General features: G+C 37.2%; 22 protein-coding genes, 2 tRNA genes and 1 rRNA gene. All 25 read left to right on the top strand.

Annotation, left to right across the window (positions count from 1 at the left end):
• The first annotated feature begins 10 nt into the window (after window positions 1–10).
• Window positions 11–1474 (top strand): bifunctional methyltransferase/pyrophosphohydrolase YabN, encoded by a 1464-nt coding sequence (mazG, locus tag BR72_RS13210; protein ID WP_035433587.1) that lies wholly within the window; start codon window positions 11–13, stop codon window positions 1472–1474.
• A gap of 12 nt (window positions 1475–1486) precedes the next feature.
• A complete protein-coding gene (locus BR72_RS13205) occupies window positions 1487–1768 on the top strand; it encodes an RNA-binding S4 domain-containing protein (protein ID WP_035433585.1) in 282 nt (93 codons plus the stop codon).
• 72 nt (window positions 1769–1840) lie between these two features.
• Complete coding sequence (gene yabP, locus BR72_RS13200; RefSeq protein ID WP_371261891.1) at window positions 1841–2131, top strand: sporulation protein YabP; 291 nt, start codon at window positions 1841–1843, stop codon at window positions 2129–2131.
• Window positions 2128–2781 carry a spore cortex biosynthesis protein YabQ gene (gene yabQ / locus BR72_RS13195; RefSeq protein WP_035433581.1) on the top strand — a complete coding sequence of 218 codons (654 nt, stop codon included), beginning with the start codon at window positions 2128–2130 and terminating at the stop codon, window positions 2779–2781. The genes yabP and yabQ overlap by 4 nt, the downstream gene beginning before the upstream one ends.
• Window positions 2778–3140, top strand: coding sequence for an FtsB family cell division protein (locus BR72_RS13190; RefSeq protein WP_035433579.1), 363 nt, complete (start codon window positions 2778–2780; stop codon window positions 3138–3140). Before yabQ ends, BR72_RS13190 begins: the two co-directional genes overlap by 4 nt.
• A gap of 84 nt (window positions 3141–3224) precedes the next feature.
• Window positions 3225–3683, top strand: a complete 459-nt coding sequence (locus BR72_RS13185; RefSeq protein WP_035433577.1) for a S1 domain-containing RNA-binding protein — start codon at window positions 3225–3227, stop codon at window positions 3681–3683.
• Window positions 3684–3848: 165 nt separating this feature from the next.
• Window positions 3849–3922: transfer RNA gene (locus BR72_RS13180), tRNA-Met, on the top strand.
• 11 nt (window positions 3923–3933) lie between these two features.
• A tRNA-Glu gene (locus BR72_RS13175) sits at window positions 3934–4005 on the top strand.
• A 364-nt stretch (window positions 4006–4369) separates the two neighbouring features.
• The gene (spoIIE, locus tag BR72_RS13170; protein WP_035433576.1) at window positions 4370–6847 is read left to right on the top strand and encodes a stage II sporulation protein E; all 2478 of its coding nucleotides are present in this window, start codon (window positions 4370–4372) and stop codon (window positions 6845–6847) included.
• 349 nt (window positions 6848–7196) lie between these two features.
• Window positions 7197–8627 (top strand): tRNA lysidine(34) synthetase TilS, encoded by a 1431-nt coding sequence (gene tilS / locus BR72_RS13165; protein ID WP_035433574.1) that lies wholly within the window; start codon window positions 7197–7199, stop codon window positions 8625–8627.
• A complete protein-coding gene (gene hpt / locus BR72_RS13160; protein ID WP_035433573.1) occupies window positions 8624–9166 on the top strand; it encodes a hypoxanthine phosphoribosyltransferase in 543 nt (180 codons plus the stop codon). The genes tilS and hpt overlap by 4 nt, the downstream gene beginning before the upstream one ends.
• Before the next feature lie 87 nt (window positions 9167–9253).
• Window positions 9254–11173, top strand: coding sequence for an ATP-dependent zinc metalloprotease FtsH (gene ftsH, locus BR72_RS13155; protein WP_035433571.1), 1920 nt, complete (start codon window positions 9254–9256; stop codon window positions 11171–11173).
• A 206-nt stretch (window positions 11174–11379) separates the two neighbouring features.
• Window positions 11380–12168 (top strand): type III pantothenate kinase, encoded by a 789-nt coding sequence (locus BR72_RS13150; protein WP_035433570.1) that lies wholly within the window; start codon window positions 11380–11382, stop codon window positions 12166–12168.
• 6 nt (window positions 12169–12174) lie between these two features.
• A complete protein-coding gene (gene hslO, locus BR72_RS13145; RefSeq protein WP_035433629.1) occupies window positions 12175–13050 on the top strand; it encodes an Hsp33 family molecular chaperone HslO in 876 nt (291 codons plus the stop codon).
• 116 nt (window positions 13051–13166) lie between these two features.
• Window positions 13167–14090 carry a cysteine synthase A gene (gene cysK, locus BR72_RS13140; protein ID WP_035433568.1) on the top strand — a complete coding sequence of 308 codons (924 nt, stop codon included), beginning with the start codon at window positions 13167–13169 and terminating at the stop codon, window positions 14088–14090.
• Window positions 14091–14280: 190 nt separating this feature from the next.
• Window positions 14281–15678, top strand: a complete 1398-nt coding sequence (gene trpE, locus BR72_RS13135) for an anthranilate synthase component I (protein WP_035433567.1) — start codon at window positions 14281–14283, stop codon at window positions 15676–15678.
• A gap of 5 nt (window positions 15679–15683) precedes the next feature.
• Entirely contained in the window at window positions 15684–16271 is a 588-nt protein-coding gene (gene pabA / locus BR72_RS13130) for an aminodeoxychorismate/anthranilate synthase component II (RefSeq protein ID WP_035433566.1), read from the top strand.
• Window positions 16265–17137 carry an aminodeoxychorismate lyase gene (gene pabC, locus BR72_RS13125; protein ID WP_035433565.1) on the top strand — a complete coding sequence of 291 codons (873 nt, stop codon included), beginning with the start codon at window positions 16265–16267 and terminating at the stop codon, window positions 17135–17137. The genes pabA and pabC overlap by 7 nt, the downstream gene beginning before the upstream one ends.
• On the top strand, window positions 17130–17945 hold the full coding sequence (gene folP / locus BR72_RS13120) for a dihydropteroate synthase (protein WP_035433564.1): 816 nt from the start codon (window positions 17130–17132) through the stop codon (window positions 17943–17945). Before pabC ends, folP begins: the two co-directional genes overlap by 8 nt.
• 5 nt (window positions 17946–17950) lie before the next feature.
• Window positions 17951–18313, top strand: coding sequence for a dihydroneopterin aldolase (gene folB, locus BR72_RS13115; protein WP_020062127.1), 363 nt, complete (start codon window positions 17951–17953; stop codon window positions 18311–18313).
• Window positions 18310–18825, top strand: a complete 516-nt coding sequence (gene folK, locus BR72_RS13110) for a 2-amino-4-hydroxy-6-hydroxymethyldihydropteridine diphosphokinase (protein ID WP_035433563.1) — start codon at window positions 18310–18312, stop codon at window positions 18823–18825. Before folB ends, folK begins: the two co-directional genes overlap by 4 nt.
• Window positions 18777–18980 carry a helix-turn-helix domain-containing protein gene (locus BR72_RS13105; protein WP_035433561.1) on the top strand — a complete coding sequence of 68 codons (204 nt, stop codon included), beginning with the start codon at window positions 18777–18779 and terminating at the stop codon, window positions 18978–18980. Before folK ends, BR72_RS13105 begins: the two co-directional genes overlap by 49 nt.
• A 23-nt stretch (window positions 18981–19003) precedes the next feature.
• Window positions 19004–20002, top strand: coding sequence for a tRNA dihydrouridine synthase DusB (gene dusB / locus BR72_RS13100; RefSeq protein WP_035433560.1), 999 nt, complete (start codon window positions 19004–19006; stop codon window positions 20000–20002).
• 165 nt (window positions 20003–20167) lie between these two features.
• Window positions 20168–21667: a lysine--tRNA ligase gene (gene lysS, locus BR72_RS13095; RefSeq protein WP_035433558.1), complete on the top strand. Its 1500-nt coding sequence runs from the start codon at window positions 20168–20170 to the stop codon at window positions 21665–21667.
• Window positions 21668–21944: 277 nt separating this feature from the next.
• A 16S ribosomal RNA gene (locus tag BR72_RS13090) occupies window positions 21945–22016 on the top strand; the annotation flags it as partial.

Here is a 22016-nt window from a genome sequence, read left to right as displayed (position 1 = left end):
GGTGGGCTATATGAAAAGAACAATTACGATTTTAGGATTAGGAGCTGGTGAGTTAGACCAGCTTACAATGGGCGTATATCGAAAGGTGAAAGCAGCAGCACACATGTATGTTCGAACAAAAGAACATCCAGTTATAGAGGAGCTCGAGAAAGAAGGTGTATTATACACATCTTTTGATGCTGTATATGAAGCGTACGATACATTTGAAGAAGTGTATGAAACAATTTCTAACACATTGATTGAAAAAGCTAAGGATGCTGACATTTTATATGCAGTTCCAGGTCATCCGCTTGTAGCAGAGCGTACTGTACAACTTTTGCTGCAAAAAGGAGAAAAAGAGAATATTGATGTGCGCATCGAGGGTGGGCAAAGCTTTTTAGACCCAATGTTTACAAGTTTGAAAATCGATCCAATTGAAGGGTTTCAGTTAATTGATGCGACGTCACTTGAAAGAGGACAATTAGAGCTTCGTCAGCACTTAATTTTCTGCCAAGTGTATGATGCATTTATTGCATCTGAGGTCAAACTAACATTAATGGAAATGCTTCCGGATGATTATGAAGTATACATTGTGACTGCGGCAGGAACTTCATTTGAACAAGTGAAGAAAGTACCACTCTATTTATTAGATCATGAGGCTGAGCTAAATAATTTAACGAGTGTGTACGTGCCGCCAGTGTTAAATCGACAATCATTGTATCAAGAATTTGCTGTATTACGTGATATTATTGCGGAGCTACGCGGGCCAAATGGATGCCCATGGGATAAAAAGCAAACGCATCAAACTTTAAAGAAATATTTAATTGAAGAAGCATATGAGGTGTTAGAAGCTATTGATGAGGAAGATGACGATCATCTTGTTGAAGAGCTTGGCGATGTTCTATTGCAAGTTATGCTTCATGCACAAATTGGTGAAGATGAAGGTTGGTTCTCGATTGATGATGTCATTCGCACGTTGTCTGAAAAAATGGTCCGTCGTCACCCTCATGTATTCGGAGATGTTAGTGTAGAGACCGCTGATGATGTTATTACGAATTGGGAAGAAATTAAGAAACAAGAAAAAGGAAATGTAAAAGAGTCTATCCTATCAGGTGTTCCGAAAAGTTTACCACAGTTAATGCGCGCTTATGAAATTCAAAAAGAAGCAGCAAAGGTTGGTTTTGACTGGGATCATATTAAACCAATGATGGAAAAAGTAGATGAGGAATGGGAAGAATTTCAACATGAAGTAACGGTAATGGATGAAAAGAAGATGTTATCGGAATTTGGAGATTTAATGTTTGCATTTGTGAATATTGCTCGCTATTATAAAATCAATCCGGAAGAAGCACTTCATAAAACAAATGAAAAATTTATAAGCCGTTTTTTATATATGGAAGCAAAGGTTGCTAGTATGGAAAAGGAAATGAAAGATTTTTCTTTAAAAGAGCTTGATGCATTATGGGAAGAAGCAAAGCGAATAGAGAATGAATAAGGGGGAATCGTTATGCGTTTAGATAAATTTTTAAAAGTGTCTCGTCTTATCAAAAGAAGAACATTAGCAAAAGAAGTTGCAGATCAAGGACGAATTATGATTAATGGTCAAGTCGCGAAAGCGAGCTCAACTGTAAAAGCAGAAGACGAATTAACGATTCGTTTCGGTCAAAAAGTTGTTACGGTAAAAATTAATGAATTAAAAGAAACGACAAAAAAAGAAGATGCTGCAAACTTATATACCGTTGTTCGTGAAGAAAGAGTTGAAGTCAAAGCGGAAGATAGCTTGTTCTAAATAATTTTGTCCCCTCATACATTGATACTAGTATAAAGTTATGGGGGGATGGACGTGAACAAAGGATATTCAATGTCGTCTTCTAATCAACAAAATGTTACTGTAGAGCATGACATTGTAATGAGGGGAAGACGCGTTCTTGATATTACGGGGGTCAAGCAGGTAGAGAGTTTTGATAGTGAAGAATTTCTATTAGAAACAGTCATGGGCTTTTTAACGATACGCGGTCAAAATTTACAAATGAAAAACCTTGATGTTGAAAAAGGACTTGTATCCATTAAAGGGAAAATATATGAGATGGCTTACATTGATGAGCATCAAGGGGAGAAAGCTAAAGGGTTCTTTAGCAAGTTGTTTAAATGAGCTTAACGGTTCAATTATATACAATGCTTTCAATGATTGGGATGGGCGTTTCACTTGGAGCAGCTTTAGATACATATCATCGTTTTTTGAAACGTGGAGAGCGAAAGCGTTGGCTCGTATTTATTTATGATATTTTATTTTGGATTGTCCAAGCCCTTGTTGTATTTTATGTATTGTTGCTTGTAAATCAAGCAGAGTTACGTATGTATGTATTTTTAGCATTGCTGTGTGGCTTTGCCGCATATCAAAGTTTGCTAAAGTCATTGTACATGAAAGTATTAAATTTTTTGATTTACATTTTTGTTCAAACATTTTATTTTTGTGTTCGCGTTGTTCAATTATTTATTGTTAAGCCAATTACGATTTTGATTCATTTAATTATAGCGTTTGCGCTATTTTTATTTCGTCTTGTAGTTGGAATTGGAACTGGGTTATGGAAATTTATTATAGCAATATTGCGGTTAGTGTGGAAAATTATTTTCATCCCTGTTCGATTTGTTTGGTTTGTTATATGGAAACTTCTCCCTAATCGTGTTAAAATTTTCATAAAGAGACAAGCAGGACTTTTAAAATATTTCAAGAAAATGAAGAAGCATATATTCCTAATTTGGGAACTTATAAAAAAGAAGTTAGGGGGACCTCGAAAATGAGGGAACTAAAGCAAAAATATGTATTGGAACAGAATCCTAATTCTGTTAAAGGGCATATAATACAATCGAACGAAGGTAGAAAGCGTGTTTATCGTCGATTAGCTTTATTTTTGGCTGTTGCTTTTGTAGCTATTGTAAGTGTTAGCGTGATTTTTTATCAACAAAATAGCGCGATTAACACTAAAGAAGCAAAAGTAAAAGAATTGGAAAAAGAAACAAATGTGTTAATGACGAAAGAAGAACAGCTGAAAGAAGAAATTAAAAAATTACATGATGAGAACTATGTTTTAGAGATTGCTAGAAGAGATTATTACTTTTCAAAGCCCGGGGAGATAATTTTTCCCATTTCTAAGAAGTAGCTGTTGTATTGACACTATATTTTAAGATTTTATATAATGAAGTAAAATTTGACTTTTTAACCACTAAGGAGGAGCGTTTTTTTTATGTCAATTGAGGTAGGCAGCAAGTTACAGGGTAAAGTAACAGGTATTACGAATTTTGGGGCTTTTGTAGAGCTGCCAGAGGGATTAACTGGTCTTGTTCATATTAGTGAAGTAGCTGATAATTATGTGAAAGATATTAATGATCACTTAAAAGTAGGCGATCAAGTAGAAGTAAAAGTTATTAACGTTGAGAAAGACGGTAAAATTGGTTTATCTATTAAAAAAGCGAAAGAGCGTGAAAAAACAGAAGGCGAACAACGTGATAATCAACGTGCTGGACGTCCTCAACGTAATCGTTCTTTTAACAGAGACAATCGCGGTGGCGGCGACAACCGTAACCCAAAAGAAACATTTGAGCAAAAGATGGCTCGCTTTTTAAAAGACAGTGAAGATCGTTTAACTTCTTTAAAGCGTAATACGGAGTCAAAACGTGGCGGCCGTGGCGCTCGTCGCGGATAAAACTTGCTGTTTATTTAAAATAAAGAGAAGCACCCAGAGTGTTCACTTAGGGTGCTTTTTTTATGATGAAAACAGTGTGTAGAAAAAATAACAAAAATTTTTAAAAACATGTTGACTTTAAATGTCGTTTAAGATAATATACTAATTGTCCGTTAAATACGACATGGCGGTGTAGCTCAGCTGGCTAGAGCGTACGGTTCATACCCGTGAGGTCGGGGGTTCGATCCCCTCCGCCGCTATATATTTTAACGGCCCGTTGGTCAAGTGGTTAAGACACCGCCCTTTCACGGCGGTAACACGGGTTCGAATCCCGTACGGGTCATCAATGAAAAGATCATGCAAATTATGCATGATCTTTTTTTGTCTCGTTATTGTGGACAGCTATCCTCACAATTTTGAGGTGAGGATAGCTGTTGGTATTTTCCTAATCGGTGATAAAAAATAATGAAACGTTTTCTTTATGTTAAGAGATTGTAAAGTTATGTGCTTCTTCTACAAAAACAACTATCATTTTCTGAAAATTCAATGATTTAAAAAGGGATTCGCGTGTAACTCTGTATATATATGGTGTTATTTTGTATAAAAAGTCGAACAATTATTGTGATACAAACTGTTATTTTGACAAAAACTCCGCAACATACATTTTATAATTACAAGTAATAAAATATGCAGGTGGTGTTCAAAATATGCCAAGAGCAGGAAGGAATACTGTCAATCCAAATTCTAGTGCGCTTGCTATAGGCCATGGGCAAATGACAGCTGAAAAGTGGACAAGCAAATTAAGGCTGAAATTGGAACAAATTTTCTTTCGTTGGGGATTTGTGGTTATGTTGGTTGGTTTTCTTTTGGGACGAGCATATATTTTAACGAACATTTTACCATTTACTTTACCGTTCTTTGCTGCTGTATACGTGATGAAACGCGATAAAATGGCTCTTGCATTTCTCGCTGTAATGGCAGGTGCATTTTCGGTTTCATTAGAAAATCTATTTTTTGCCTTTGCGTCTATATTTACATTCTTCATCTATAATATCTTCTTTAATCGTTTTACAAGTAAGACGATTGGCCTTGTACCATTTCAAGTATTTATTTCCGCATTAACCGCTCATCTTATCGTTGTTTATTTCGCGCAAGGAACAATTGGTATGTATGATTTGCTTATTAGTACAATTGAAGCAGGATTAAGCTTCGTGTTAACAATGATTTTCTTGCAAAGTGTGCCTCTTTTAATAGAACGAAAAGGAAAACAACAATCTTTAGAAACGGAAGAAATTGTTTGCCTAATTATATTGTTAGCATCTGTATTAACCGGTACAACTGATTGGTTTGTTTATGATTTATCAATTCAGCATATTTTTACGAGATATTTAGTATTGGTGTTTGCATTTGTGGCAGGGGCGGCAACAGGTTCTACGGTAGGTGTTGTGACAGGTTTGATTTTAAGCTTAGCGAATGTGGCGAGCCTGTATCAATTAAGTTTACTGGCGTTCTCTGGATTGTTAGGTGGCTTGCTGAAAGAGGGGAAGCGAATAGGTGTAAGTTTAGGTTTATTAATTGGAACAAGTTTAATTACGTTATACGTAGATAAACAAACAAGTATAGTAGTGACGTTGTTAGAATCAGGTGTAGCGATTGTATTGTTTTTATTAACACCTAAGTTTATTATAGAACGTCTTTCTAAATATATGCCAGGGACACAAGAGCATACGAATGATCAACAACAGTATTTAAGAAGAATGCGTGATGTAACAGCAAATAAAATTAATCAGTTTGCAAATGTGTTTGAAGCATTATCTAATAGTTTTTCTATATATGGGTATATAGAAAATGAAGATAAGGACACGGAGACGGATTTATTTTTAAGCACAATTACCGCCAAGACATGTCAGACGTGCTTTAAAAAGGATCAGTGTTGGGTTGTGAATTTTGATAAAACGTACGATTATATGAAGCAACTCATGAACGAAACGGAAGAAGGTACATTGCAAAATAATCGTAAATTGCTCCGTGATTTTGAAAAATATTGTGTGAGAGGAACGAAGGTAACGGGTTTAATAGATGATGAATTAGAGCATTTTTATGAAGGGCAAAAGCTAAGGAAGCAAATGCGCGATAATCGGAGAATTGTTGCTGAGCAACTTATGGGTGTTTCGAAAGTAATGGCAGATTTCTCGAAAGAGATTCAAAAGGAAAGAGAGAATCATCAGGTGCAAGAGGAACAAATTTTACAAGCATTTCGTGATTTTGGTGTAGAGGTTGAGCATGTTGATATTTATTGTCTAGATCGGGGGAATATTGATATTGAAATGATGATTCCTGCTTCGTGTAATAAACATGGGGAATGTGAAAAGCTTGTTGCCCCAATGCTGTCTGATATTTTACGCGAGACGGTTGTTGTGAAACATGAAGAGCGATCAGCATATCCGAATGGTTATAGTACAGTATCTTTTGGCTCGGCTAAAACGTTTTCTGTTGATACAGGTCTTGCTACAGCGGCTAAAGGAGGGGGATTTGTATCTGGTGATTCCTATGCCATGATGGAGTTAAGCGTGGGGAAATACGCGCTTGCTATTAGCGATGGGATGGGAAATGGAAGACGGGCTCACATGGAAAGTAAAGAGACAGTGAAACTGTTGCAAAAAATATTGCAATCAGGTATTGATGAGGAGATTGCAATCAAATCGATTAATTCAATTCTCTCGCTACGAACAACCGAAGAAATGTTTACAACATTAGATTTAGCGATGATTGATTTACGTGATGCAAATGCTAAGTTTTTAAAGATTGGTTCTACACCAAGTTTTGTGAAACGTGGTAATCAAGTGTTTCAAATAGAAGCGAGTAATTTACCGATGGGAATTATTGAGGACTTTGAAGTCGACGTTGTAGGCGAACAATTAAAATCCGGTGATATTTTAGTCATGATGAGCGATGGGATTTTTGAAGGTGCGAAACATGTAGAGAATCATGAAGTGTGGATGAAGCGGAAGATTAAAGAATTAGAAACGGAAGATCCACAAGAGATTGCTGATATTATTATGGAAGATGTTATCCGTACTGATAATGGGTATATTAATGATGACATGACAATTGTGGTAGCAAAAGTAAAAAAGAATATGCCGAAATGGGCTACAATTCCTATCGTTAGTAAACAAGCGCAATAAAGTGAAACTTCCACCAGTGGGAACCCCTGCTGGTGGTTAGTTGAACCGATTAGGTTCTTATGGGTTTCGTTTTCTTTTCGCTTGTTGTAATTTTGAGAAATGGGAATATCCGTATCTCTTACTGCTTTTTGAGTTAAAAGAGGTAGATGACAGGGCCTGGGAATATACCTGAGGCCTGTTTGTTATACATAAAATATTTAAATTTGTTTATTTCCGTGTTCAAATAAAAATGCATATGTAAGATAAATTGTGAAATTTATACATCTTTGTTTTGCAGAAAGCTTGTAAAAGTTGTACCATTATATCAAGGTATGCTATCGTTTTAGCTCAATGAAAGGTGATTGCGGCATTGAAAGATGAATTTGTTAAAAAGGTAGATGCTTTTGTAGAAAGGCATAATTTATTAGAGGTACATTCTACGGTTGTTGTTGGTGTATCAGGAGGACCTGATTCTTTAGCGCTTTTCTTCTATTTGTTAGAGAAGCGTGAAGAGAAGAATTTGCAAATTGTAGTAGCTCACGTTGACCATATGTTTCGCGGTGAGGAATCGCAGGAAGATTTACGATTTGTGAAACAGTTGTGTGAAAATCTTAATGTGATCTGTGAAGCGATACAAATTGATGTAAAGCAGTATCAAAAACAAAATCGAATGAGTGCGCAAGTTGCGGCAAGAGAATGTCGATATGCATTTTTGGAAAGAATAATGAGAAAACATAATGCACAATATGTAGCTCTTGGTCATCATGGTGATGATCAAATTGAGACAGTTTTAATGCGTCTTGTGCGTGGTAGCACTTCGAAAGGCTATTCTGGAATTTCTGCGAAACGAGCTTTCGATAAAGGTTTTTTGATTCGACCGTTGTTGGCAGTAACGAAAGAAGAGATTCTTGGTTATTGTAAGAGAAAGGATGTTGTCCCTCGTATTGACCCTAGTAATACAAAAGAAACGTATACAAGGAATCGACTACGGAAATACGTTCTTCCTCATTTAAAACAGGAGAATCCAAATGTTCATGAGCGCTTTCAAGCTTTTAATAAGTTTATGCAAGAGGATGAAGCGTATTTGCAGGAATTAGCTTTTGAAAAAATGAATAAAGTAATTAAGAAAAAGGATACAAAAGGAGTTGTCGTATCAATTCCTGCATTTGAATCTATGGCTATACCTTTACAAAGAAGAGGGATTCAACTAATATTAAACTATCTTTATGAATATAAAATTCCATCTTCGCTTTCTTCAGTACATATTGACAAGGTGATTGAGTTTTTCAAACGAACTCATCCTTCTGGTATGCTTCACTTTCCGGGTGGATTAGAAGTTGTTCGTACATACGAAGAATGTATTTTTCGGTTTGTGGAAGAAAAAGTTATTTTTTCTTCTCATGTTTTACAAGTGCCAGGAAAGGTAACATTAGTAAATGGTGATGAGTTTGTAGTAGAAATTAGCGATTGTGTACCTAATATGATGAATGAGATGATGTTTGTTGCAAAATATAATGAAATAACATCTCCACTGATTGTTCGTCCGCGGGAAGATGGCGATCGAATGTCAATTCATGGTATGAATGGTACGAAGAAGTTAAAGTCTATTTTTATTGAGGCAAAAGTGCCGAAGGAGAAAAGAGCAGACTGGCCAATTGTTTGTGATGCGAGTGGAAATATTATTTGGGTTCCATTGTTGAAACGATCTGCATTTGCTATTTCGCAAGAAACAGTAGATAAGGATACATATATTATTATTCATTACAAAAGCAAGGAGTCTTCCAGGAGGATAATGAAATGATGAATCAAGATATTGAAAAAGTATTAATTTCTGAAGAGCAAATCCAAGAAAAAGTAAGAGAATTAGGTGCAATTCTTGCAGAGGATTATAAAAATACGGTACCTCTTGCGATCGGTGTACTAAAAGGTGCAATGCCATTTATGGGTGACTTATTAAAGCGCACAGATGCATATCTTGAAATGGACTTTATGGCTGTATCTAGCTACGGTCATTCTACTGTTTCAACTGGTGAAGTGAAAATTTTAAAAGATCTAGATACTTCTGTAGAAGGACGCGATATTTTAATCGTAGAAGATATTATCGACAGCGGCCTTACATTAAGCTACTTAGTAGACTTATTTAAGTATCGTAAAGCAAAATCTGTGAAGATTGTAACGTTATTAGATAAGCCAACTGGTCGAAAAGTTGAACTTAAAGCGGATTATGTTGGGTTTACTGTTCCACACGAATTTGTTGTGGGATATGGATTAGACTATAAGGAACAATATCGTAATCTTCCTTATGTTGGTGTGCTAAAGCCAAGCGTATATTCCAATTAATAATATTAAGCATTACAATTGGATAGGAAAGTTTTTCTATGTTACTATTTACTATTATAGTCTGTATGCTGTGAGAGGAGGTTAGGGATGAATCGGATCTTCCGTAATACCATCTTTTATTTACTTATATTTTTAGTGGTAATTGGTATTGTGAGCTATTTTAATGGTTCAACGCAAAAAACAACGCCAATTAGCTACGATAAATTCATTGCTAAACTTGAAAAGGGTGAGGTTCGTAATGTACAACTTCAACCGAAAAATGGTGTATTTGAGGTAAAAGGACAACTAAGTACTGATAGTCAGGAAAAACAGTTTGTAACTTATGCGCCTAACACTGAAGAATTACAAAAGAAAATTAATGACAAGGCACAAGGCACAGAAGTGAAATATCAACCAGCAGAAGAAACGAGTGCTTGGGTAACATTCTTCACTTCCATCATTCCTTTTGTAATTATCTTCATTCTATTCTTCTTCTTGCTTAACCAAGCACAAGGCGGCGGTAGCCGTGTGATGAACTTCGGTAAAAGTAAAGCGAAGTTATACAATGATGATAAGAAAAAGGTTCGTTTTAGAGATGTAGCTGGAGCGGATGAAGAAAAACAAGAACTTGTTGAGGTTGTAGAGTTCTTAAAAGACCCTCGTAAGTTTGCGGAGGTTGGTGCTCGTATTCCGAAGGGTGTTTTATTAGTTGGACCTCCAGGGACAGGTAAAACGTTACTTGCACGTGCTGTTGCAGGTGAAGCTGGCGTTCCATTCTTCTCTATTAGTGGTTCTGACTTCGTAGAGATGTTCGTCGGTGTCGGTGCTTCTCGTGTACGTGACTTATTTGAAAATGCAAAGAAAAACGCACCTTGTATCATTTTCATCGATGAAATTGATGCGGTAGGTCGTCAGCGTGGGGCAGGTCTTGGTGGTGGCCACGATGAGCGTGAGCAAACATTAAACCAATTACTTGTAGAAATGGATGGTTTCGGAGCAAATGAAGGTATTATTATCATTGCTGCAACAAACCGCCCTGATATTCTTGACCCAGCGTTATTACGTCCAGGACGCTTTGACCGTCAAATTACAGTGGATCGTCCGGATGTAAATGGTCGTGAGGCAGTACTTAAAGTGCACGCACGCAATAAACCATTAGATGAAAATATTAATTTACGCGCTATTGCAACGCGTACACCAGGGTTCTCTGGTGCTGATCTTGAAAACTTATTAAATGAAGCAGCTCTTGTAGCGGCGAGACAAGATAAGAAGAAGATCGATATGAGTGATATTGATGAAGCAACGGATCGCGTTATTGCAGGTCCAGCTAAGAAAAGTCGTGTTATCTCTGAAAAAGAACGTAATATCGTTGCATTCCATGAGGCAGGACATACTGTAATTGGGGTAGTGCTCGATGAAGCGGATATCGTTCATAAAGTAACGATTGTACCGCGTGGTCAAGCTGGTGGATATGCAGTAATGCTTCCAAAAGAAGATCGTTACTTCATGACAAAGCCAGAATTGCTTGATAAAATTACAGGTCTACTTGGTGGACGAGTGGCTGAAGAAATTGTATTTGGAGAAGTAAGTACAGGAGCTCATAATGACTTCCAACGTGCGACTGGAATAGCTAGACGCATGGTAACTGAGTTTGGTATGAGTGATAAGCTTGGACCAATGCAATTCGGTAGCTCACAAGGCGGTCAAGTGTTCTTAGGAAGAGACTTCCATTCTGAGCAAAACTATAGTGATGCAATTGCACATGAAATTGATATGGAAATGCAAAGCATTATGAAAGAATGTTATGCTCGTGCAAAACAACTTCTTACTGAAAACCGTGATAAACTTGATCTTATCGCAAAAACGTTACTTGAAGTGGAAACGTTAGATGCAGAGCAAATCAATCATTTATGTGATCATGGTACATTACCAGAGCGTAAAACATCTTCTGAAGGTGATGTGAAAGTAAACATCACAATGAAAAAAGAAGATGAAGCGCCAAAAGATAAAGAAGAGCCAAAGGAGTGACAATTGTCGCTCCTTTTTTTCTTTGCGATATAACTGGGCTTAAACATTGAAAAAAGGAAATGGATTTTTGTAAAATGATGAGGATAGGCAAGCTGAACATGTGTATAAATATGATATGATGAGGTTATAAAGTGAAACTTCTAGCAGCGGGATAAATTCTGTACATATTGCACAAATATACATTAAATAAGATAAGTGGTGAGAATATGATTTTTGTATTGGATGTAGGGAATACAAATGCAGTACTTGGTGTGTTTGAAAATGGGAAACTTCGTCAGCATTGGCGTATGGAAACAGATCGTCATAAAACGGAAGATGAATATGGAATGCTCGTAAAGCAATTACTTGAGCATGAAGGAATTACTTTTCATGACATAAAAGGAATTATTATTTCGTCAGTTGTACCGCCTATTATGTTTGCTTTAGAGCGTATGTGTGAGAAGTACTTTAAAATTAAACCTCTTGTAGTTGGACCTGGAATTAAGACAGGTTTAAATATTAAATATGAGAACCCACGTGAAGTGGGAGCTGATCGTATTGTAAATGCAGTAGCTGGTATTCAGCTATACGGAAGTCCTCTTATTATTGTCGACTTTGGGACGGCAACTACATATTGTTATATTAACGAGAATAAGCATTATATGGGTGGGGTAATTACACCTGGGATTATGATTTCTGCAGAAGCGTTATATAGTAGAGCAGCAAAACTTCCGCGTATTGAAATTACAAGACCAAGTAGTATCGTTGGAAAGAATACAGTAAGTGCAATGCAAGCCGGTATTTTATATGGCTATGTTGGACAAGTAGAAGGTATTGTAAAGCGAATGAAAGAAGAAGCTAAACAAGAGCCAACTGTTATTGCAACAGGGGGATTAGCGAAATTAATTGCCGAGGAATCGGATGTTATCGATATTGTCGATCCATTTTTGACGCTTAAAGGTTTATATATGTTATATGAACGTAATGCCAATCTACAACATGAGAAAGGTGAATAAATGAAAATGAAAGATTATTTAATAAAAGCGCTAGCGTTTAACGGAGAAGTTCGTGCTTATAGTGTACGTACAACAAATACGGTGAGCGAAGCGCAAAGACGTCATGATACATGGAGGACTGCTTCGGCGGCGCTAGGTCGTTCATTAACGGCGGGTACAATGATGGGGGCAATGCTTAAAGGGGATCAGAAACTTACGATTAAGGTAGAGGGTAATGGCCCTATTGGTCCGATTTTAGTAGATGCACATGCGAATGGGGATGTACGTGGTTATGTAACGAATCCGCATGTTGATTTTGAAGCAACGGAACAGGGAAAGCTACGCGTATATCAAGCTGTAGGGACGGAAGGATTTTTAACAATTATTAAAGATATTGGTATGCGTGAGCCATTTATTGGCCAAGTTCCACTTGTTTCAGGTGAGTTAGGAGAAGATTTCACGTATTATTTTGCTATTTCTGAGCAAACACCTTCCTCTGTTGGTGTTGGAGTGCTTGTTAATGGTGATGATAGTATTTCAGCAGCGGGTGGATTTATTTTACAAATCATGCCTGATGCGCAAGAAGAAACAATTTCGATTCTTGAAGAGCGTTTGCAAAAAATCCCGCCTGTTTCTAAGCTTATTGAACAAGGTCTAACTCCTGAAGAGCTACTACATGAGTTGTTAGGAAAGGAAAATATAAAAATTTTAGAGACAATGGATGTACGATTTAATTGTACATGTTCTCGTGAACGTATTGAAGGCGTATTAATAAGCTTAGGGAGAAACGAACTAACGCAAGTACGTGATGAAGAAGAAGAGACTGAAGTACATTGTCATTTTTGTAATGAACGATATAAATTTTCTAAAGAAGATATAACAAAATTAATAAACAGCTTGTAAGCAAGAAAAAGGTTATTTGTCTATTTGGAATCATTTAAATAGATTGACAAATAACCTTCTTTTTGACAGAATGTATATAAATCCAATGAAAATACTCGGTGTTAGGAGTGACGGAGATGCGAGTGGCACAATCAATTTCAGAATTAATCGGAAAAACGCCAGTTGTTAAATTAAACCGCATTGCAGAAGAGGATAGTGCAGATATTTATTTGAAATTAGAGTTTATGAACCCTGGGAGCAGTGTGAAAGATCGTATTGGTTTAGCGATGATTGAAGTTGCTGAGAAACAAGGATTATTAAAAGAAGGCGATACGATTATTGAGCCGACAAGTGGAAACACAGGAATTGGTTTAGCGATGGTTGCGGCGGCAAAAGGGTATAAAGCGATTTTGGTTATGCCGGAAACAATGAGTATTGAACGTCGTAATTTATTGCGTGCTTATGGAGCGGAATTAGTGTTAACGCCAGGATCAGAAGGGATGGGCGGAGCAATTCGTAAGGCAACAGAGTTATCGAAAGAACATGGATACTTTATGCCTCAGCAGTTCCAAAATGAAGCAAATCCAGAAATTCATCGTTTAACTACGGGTCCGGAAATTGTTGAGCAGATGGGTGATCAATTAGATGCATTCATTTCAGGTGTTGGTACAGGCGGAACAATTACGGGTGCTGGTGAAGTATTAAAAGAGAAGTATAAGGATATCAAAATATATGCTGTAGAGCCTTCTGATTCTCCGGTATTATCAGGCGGAAAACCGGGTCCTCATAAAATTCAAGGTATCGGTGCTGGATTTGTTCCTGGAACGTTAGACACAGATGTATATGATGAGATTATTCAGGTAAAAGCAGAGCAAGCATTTGAATATGCAAGAAGAGTAGCACGCGAAGAAGGTATTTTAGTTGGTATATCATCTGGAGCAGCTATTTATGCAGCAATAGAAGTTGCAAAAAAACTTGGAAAAGGTAAGAAAGTACTTGTCATCATTCCAAGTAATGGAGAGCGCTATTTAAGTACACCACTATATCAATTTGAATCATAAGGTTCATATATGGAAAGCATTCCTCAAAAAAGGGATGCTTTTTCTTTTTTCGTTTGAGAATAGGAAAAGAGTGAACGACTAGAAAACTTCATGTAAAATAAGTATTAGTTGAACTAAATTGGTTTTTTGCGGACGGTTCAATATTTTTAACCGATTATTAGAACAGGATAAAATAAGACGAGGTGTTTATATGCAGCGAAGAAAATCTTTAGCTATTTCAGTTCCGTATCAGTTAGACTTTTTTAAACAATATAAGTTCCTTTCGCAAAACAAACCTCATCATATCATTTTAGAAAGTGGTCGCGGGGGGCGTTATAGTATTGTTGGACTTGATCCTGTAGCGATTGTTCGTGGGAAAAATGAAACACTACATATATGGGAAAATGGAGAGGGGACAATAGAAAAGGGGAATCCATTGCACCTAATGCAGCAGTATATGGAGCAATGGAAAACAGAACATAATGATGCGTATCCGCCGTTTCAAGGTGGCGCAATTGGTTATTTCAGTTATGACTGTATCCGCTATATTGAGAAAATGCCTTCTCTTGCAGAAGATGATGTAAATGTACCAGATATATTTTTCTTATTGTTTGATGATGTATTTGTTTATGATCAAAAAGAACAAATGTTATGGATTATTACGCATTATACAAATGATGAGAAGCAAGCGAATAAGCGCTTAAATGAATTAAAAGATCTTTGGTTACAAGATGTGCCAGAAGTGACAATGAAGTTTATTCGACCTGAAACAAATAAAGAAGCAGTTTCTTTTACAGAAACAGGGTTTGTTGAAGCGGCTCGGCGGATTCAGGATTATATTAGAGCCGGAGATGTATTTCAAGTGAACTTGTCTACAAGACAAGAAAAAACATTGCAAACGCATCCGCTAGAAATTTATACGAAGCTTCGTGAAATTAATCCTTCCCCGTACATGGGTTATTTAGAACTTGGAGATTTTCAAATTGTAAGTGCTTCACCAGAGTTATTAATTAAAAAGCAAGGTAGTGAAGTAAGCACACGTCCGATTGCAGGTACGCGTTCTCGCGGAAAAGATGAACAAGAAGATCAAATGCTTGCAAAAGAGTTAATCGAAAATGAGAAAGAGCGTGCAGAACACGTTATGCTTGTTGATTTAGAGAGAAATGATTTAGGGCGTGTTTGTGAGTATGGAACAGTAGAAGTGGATGAATTTATGGTAATTGAAAAATATTCCCACGTTATGCACATTGTTTCAAATGTACGTGGGGAATTACAGCAAGGGAAAGATGCCTTTGATGGTGTGGAGGCTGTATTTCCTGGTGGGACGATTACCGGGGCGCCGAAAATTCGGACGATGGAAATTATTGAAGAGCTAGAACCGGTTCGTCGTGGTATTTATACAGGTTCAATCGGTTGGATTAGCTATTCAGGGGATATGGAATTAAATATTGTCATTCGTACGTTACTTGCGAAAGATGGACAAGCATATGTACAGGCAGGAGCGGGAATTGTTATTGATTCTAATCCGAAAAATGAGTATAAAGAGTCGTTAAAGAAAGCAATAGCATTATGGCGTGCGAAAGAAAGTAGCGAAGAAACGGTTAGGTGAGAGAAATGATATTAATGATTGATAATTATGATTCCTTTACGTTTAATTTAGTGCAGTTTCTCGGAGAGCTAGGACAAGAACTTATCGTCAAACGTAACGATGAAATTACAATTGAAGATATTGAACAAATGCAGCCTGATTTCTTAATGATTTCTCCTGGGCCGTGTAGTCCGAATGAAGCGGGGATTAGTATGGATGCGATTCGCCATTTTGCAGGGGAAATTCCGATTTTTGGCGTTTGTTTAGGGCAACAATCAATCGCTCAAGTATTTGGAGGGGATGTTGTTCGTGCGGAGCGTTTAATGCATGGGAAAACATCTTTCATGCATCATGATGAGAAAACAATCTTTGCTGATATTCCAAATCCATTTACAGCAACGCGTTACCATTCCTTAATTGTAAAAAAAGAAACATTACCAGAGTGTTTAGAAGTAACATCTTGGACAGAGGAAGGGGAAATTATGGCGATTCGTCATAAAACATTACCAATTGAAGGTGTGCAATTCCATCCAGAATCTATTATGACTTCTCATGGTAAGGAATTACTGCAAAACTTCATCCGTCATTACAGCCGGAGTACTTCTGTATGTTAATTTATGTGAACGGTTCATTTGTAGAGGCGAGTAAAGCGAAAATTTCCCCTTATGACCATGGATATTTATATGGTCTTGGTGTATTTGAAACGTTCCGTATTTATAATGGGCACCCTTTCTTGCTAGATGATCATTATGAGCGGCTTATGACTGCTCTTTCGTCATTACATATTGCATGGGAAATGACAAAAGAAGATGTAAAGAGCATTTTAAAAGAGTTGATGGTAAGAAATCATTTGCAAAATGCGTATGTTCGCTTTAACGTGTCTGCAGGTAGCGGGGAGATTGGTTTGCAAACAGATATGTATGAAGAGCCTTCTGTTATTGTTTTTGTAAAACCTTTATCGGCTCCTAGTGATGTAGTAGAAAAAGAAGGAGTCGTTTTAAGACAAACGCGCAATACGCCAGAAGGAGAGTTTCGTTTAAAGTCACATCATTATTTAAATAATATATTGGGGAAACGTGAGATTGGGAATACAACTTCGAAAGAAGGGATTTTTCTTACAAAAGAAGGGTATGTTGCGGAAGGGATTGTTTCGAACCTCTTTTTTGTGAAAAATGACATATTGTATACACCGTCACTACAGACTGGAATTTTAAATGGGATTACGCGTGCTTTTATATTAGCAGCTGCTGAACTATTAGGGCTCAAGGTAAGAAAAGGATTATTTTTACAAGAAGAGTTACTTGCAGCTGATGAAGTATTTGTTACGAATTCCATTCAGGAAATTGTTCCGATTTGGTGCATTGGAGAAGTGCATTTTCCAGGTAAGGAAGGATTGGTCACGAATAAGCTTTTATGTGTATATGAAACGTATCGTGAAAAGCTTTGGAGCAGAAATGAATTGTTAAAAGGAGATGTCTAATATGCAGTGCGGTGAATATACATTGAACTTAAATGAAAAGACATTCATTATGGGGATTTTGAATGCTACACCGGATTCTTTCTCCGATGGTGGCAATTATAATGAGGTGGAAGCAGCGGTTCGTCATGCGAAAGGGATGGTAATGAACGGTGCTCATATTATTGATATTGGCGGAGAGTCTACTCGCCCTGGTTTTGCTAAAGTCTCAGAGGAAGAAGAGTTGCAACGTGTTGTACCAATTATTCAAGCTGTATCGCAAGCAGTGAATGTTCCTATATCGATTGATACGTACAAAGCGGAGGTTGCTAAACAAGCTATTGAAGCTGGTGCCCATATTATTAACGATGTTTGGGGAGCAAAAGCAGAGCCAGAAATTGCAAAAGTAGCGGCGGATTACAATGTACCGATTATTCTTATGCATAACCGCGAGAATACAAATTACCGAAATTTGATGGCGGATCTGATTGCTGATTTGTATGAGAGTATTACAATTGCAAAACGTGCAGGTGTACGTGATGAGAATATTATTTTAGATCCAGGTATAGGATTTGCAAAAACATTTGAGCAAAATTTAGAAGTAATGCGAAATCTAGAACAATTGAAAGTGCTAGGGTATCCGCTTCTTCTTGGAACTTCTCGAAAATCATTTATTGGTCATGCGTTAGATTTACCTGTAGAAGAGCGTTTAGAAGGAACTGGTGCAACTGTTTGTCTTGGTATTCAAAAGGGCTGTGAAATTGTACGCGTTCATGATGTGAAAGAGATGTCCCGCATGGCGAAGATGATGGACGCTATGTTAAGGGGGTAAAAGGTTTGGATAAAATTTTTGTTCATGATATGGAGTTTTATGGTTACCATGGTGTGTTTCCTGAAGAAAATAAATTAGGGCAACGTTTTAAAGTAGATTTAACTGTAGAGTTAGATTTAAAGCGAGCTGGAATGAGTGATAACTTAGAGCATTCCGTAAATTATGGAGAGTTATACGAGTTGTGTAGATGTGTGGTAGAGGAGAAAACGTATAAACTTGTGGAAAGTATTGCGGAAAATATTGCGGCGGACATATTAGAACGTTACGATTGTATTATGAATTGTATTGTAAAAGTTATTAAACCCGATCCACCAATTCCAGGACATTACCGTGCGGTGGCAGTGGAGATTGAGAGAGGGCGTTCATGAATAGTGTAGTTTATATTGCTTTAGGTTCGAATATGGGTGATCGCTATACGTATTTATCACAAGCGATAGAGTTGTTGCAGGCGCATCCGGCTATTGAGGTTGAGGATGTATCGTCTGTTTATGAAACAGATCCAGTTGGATATACAGAACAAGAACAGTTTTTAAACTTAGTTATAAAAATTTCTACCAATTTATTACCTCAAGAGTTATTGATAGTGACGCAAAAAGTGGAAGATGAGCTAGGAAGAAAAAGGAAATTCAAGTGGGGGCCGCGTACCATTGACCTTGACATTTTGCTCTATAATCACGAAAATATTGAAGCAGAGAATCTTGTTGTTCCGCATCCAAGGATGTTTGAAAGAGCTTTTGTTATCGTTCCGTTGATGGAGATTAATCAAGAAATTAACCAAGACATTTCACGTTCACAAGTAGAAGAAATGAAAAGGCGAGAGGGAGTAACGGTATGGAAGCAGAGAAATGGGGAAGGCGCATTCGCGCTTTTCGTAAATTAAAAGGCTATACACAAGAAGGATTTGCGAAAGAATTAGGGGTATCTGTATCGGTTTTAGGTGAAGTTGAGAGAGGGAATCGAGTTCCGTCTCAAGATTTTGTTGTAGAGGTTGCAAAAACGTTAAAAGTTTCAATAGAGGAGTTAATGCCGAAGTAGGCATAATGAAGGGAGGCAATCGGGTGTTAAAGATTGCAAACATTGAAATGAAAAATCCGGTTGTACTAGCGCCGATGGCAGGAGTGTGTAACTCCGCATTCCGTTTAACGGTAAAAGAATTTGGTGCAGGATTAGTATGTGCGGAAATGGTAAGTGATAAAGCAATTTTATTTAACAATCAAAAAACGTTAGATATGCTATATATTGATGAAAGAGAAAAACCATTAAGTCTACAAATTTTCGGTGGGGAAAAAGAAACGCTTGTAGAAGCAGCAAAATATGTAGATAAAAATACAACAGCGGATATTATCGATATTAATATGGGATGTCCGGTGCCAAAAATCACAAAATGTGATGCGGGTGCAAAATGGTTGCTTGACCCGAATAAAGTGTACGAAATGGTAGCTGCAGTTGTAGATGCGGTTGAGAAGCCAGTTACGGTAAAGATGCGTATCGGTTGGGATGAAGATCACATTTTTGCGATTGAAAATGCTCAAGCAGTTGAACGTGCGGGCGGTCAAGCAGTTGCTGTTCACGGTCGTACTCGTGTTCAAATGTATGAAGGAAAAGCAGATTGGAATATTATTAAGCAAGTAAAACAAGCTGTTAATATTCCTGTTATCGGAAATGGTGATGTAGAAACGCCGCAAGATGCTAAACGTATGCTTGATGAAATTGGCGTGGATGGTGTAATGATTGGGCGTGCAGCACTTGGTAATCCGTGGATGATTTACCGTACAGTGAAGTATTTAGAGACTGGCGAATTAATGCCGGAGCCATCTGTGCGCGAAAAAATTGACGTATGTATGTTGCATCTAGATCGTCTCATTGATTTGAAAAATGAAGACATCGCAGTTCGAGAAATGCGCAAACATGCAGCGTGGTACTTAAAAAGTGTTCGTGGTAACGCTAGAGTGCGTAATGAAATTAATAGTTGTAATACACGCGCCGATCTTGCATCTTTATTGACGGTATTTGTAGAAGAAGTAGAAGCGAAACAAGAATCTATTCAAGTTGGATAATGGTAAGTGATAAAATGGGCGTTTGACATTCCGGTTTTTACTACCTATAATTACGTCTAAGAAATAAGAACTGCCAGCGTGTTGCTGGCAGTTTTTCTAGTTGGATAGAAAATGATATACTATATATATTGTAAATTTTAATAGAGCTGGAGTGATATCAATACCATGGATAACATGAACCACGAAGAATTAAATGACCAATTGCTCGTTCGTCGCGAGAAGCTACATAACTTACGTGAACAAGGAATCGATCCATTTGGTAAACGTTTTGAACGTACACATTCAACGAAAGAATTGCTAAGCGTGTATGGAGAGCTTTCTAAAGAAGAGTTAGAAGAGAAAGAAATCTCTGTTTCAATCGCTGGTCGTATTATGACAAAACGCGGTAAAGGGAAAGCGGGCTTTGCGCATATTCAAGATCTACATGGACAAGTTCAAATTTATGTTCGTAAAGATACAGTTGGTGATGAGCAGTATGAACTATTTAATACAGCTGATTTAGGTGACTTAGTAGGAATAGAAGGGAAAGTATTTAAAACAAAAGTTGGAGAACTTTCGGTTAAAGCAACTGGTTTTACTTTACTAACAAAGTCTCTTCGCCCACTTCCTGATAAATATCATGGATTAAAAGACGTTGAACAACGTTACCGTCAACGTTACCTAGATTTAATTACGAGCATGGAAAGTCGTGAAACGTTTGTAACTCGTAGTAAAATCATTCGTGAGATGAGAAGATACTTAGATAATAATGGCTATTTAGAAGTAGAAACACCGATGTTGCATGCAATTGCGGGCGGGGCATCTGCACGTCCGTTTATTACGCATCATAATGCGTTAGATATGGAATTCTATATGCGTATTGCGATTGAACTACATTTAAAACGCCTAATTGTGGGTGGATTAGAGAAAGTATACGAAATTGGTCGTGTATTCCGTAATGAAGGTGTATCAACTCGTCATAATCCTGAATTTACGATGATTGAATTATATGAAGCGTATGCAGACTATAAAGATATTATGAAACTAACAGAAAACATGGTTGCTCATATCGCAAAAGAAGTTTTAGGCACAACGACGATTCCATATGGTGAATATGAAATTAATTTAGAGCCAGAGTGGACAAGACTGCACATGGTAGATGCAATCAAACAATATTCTGGAGCAGACTTCTGGAGCCCAATGAGTGTAGAAGAAGCTCGTGCATTAGCGAAAGAGCACAGCGTAGAAATTAAGGATACAATGGAAGTTGGTCATATTATTAATGAGTTCTTCGAGCAAAAAGTAGAAGAACATTTAATTCAACCTACATTCATTTATGGTCACCCAGTGGAAATTTCTCCTCTTGCGAAAAAGAATGAAGAAGATCCACGCTTTACAGATCGTTTTGAGTTATTTATTGTCGCTCGTGAACATGCGAATGCATTTACAGAATTAAATGACCCAATTGATCAAAAAGAACGTTTCGAAGCGCAGTTAAAAGAGCGTGAACAAGGTAATGATGAAGCGCACATGATGGATGATGATTATATTGAAGCACTTGAGTATGGTATGCCCCCTACAGGTGGATTAGGAATCGGTATTGACCGTCTAGTTATGTTATTAACAAATGCACCGTCTATTCGTGACGTATTACTATTCCCTGCAATGAGACATAAACAAAACTAAGCTTTGGAGTTTTCTCCAAAGCTTTTTTTTATATTGTTTTATAAGGTGAAAAAAATATAAAAAAACTATTGCATTTTAATTTATGAACTGGTATATTTATATTCGTTGTCACGAACGGCAGCGAAGTTAACAACTTGGAAATGAAAAAAGTTGTTGACAGAGAAATAACGAAATGTTATATTGTTAAAGTCGCTTTGAGCGGCAGACGAGTTCTTTGAAAACTGAACGAAACAAACAACGTGAAACGTCAATTTTTATTTATGATGCTAGACAAACTTTATTGGAGAGTTTGATCCTGGCTCAGGATGAACGCTGGCGGCGTGCCTAATACATGCAAGTCGAGCGAACC

The organism is Bacillus sp. UNC322MFChir4.1, assembly GCF_000746135.1.
Classification (GTDB): Bacteria; Bacillota; Bacilli; order Bacillales; family Bacillaceae_G; genus Bacillus_A.
Note: the sequence above shows the minus strand (reverse complement) of the source record. Positions and strands in the feature narration are given on the sequence as shown.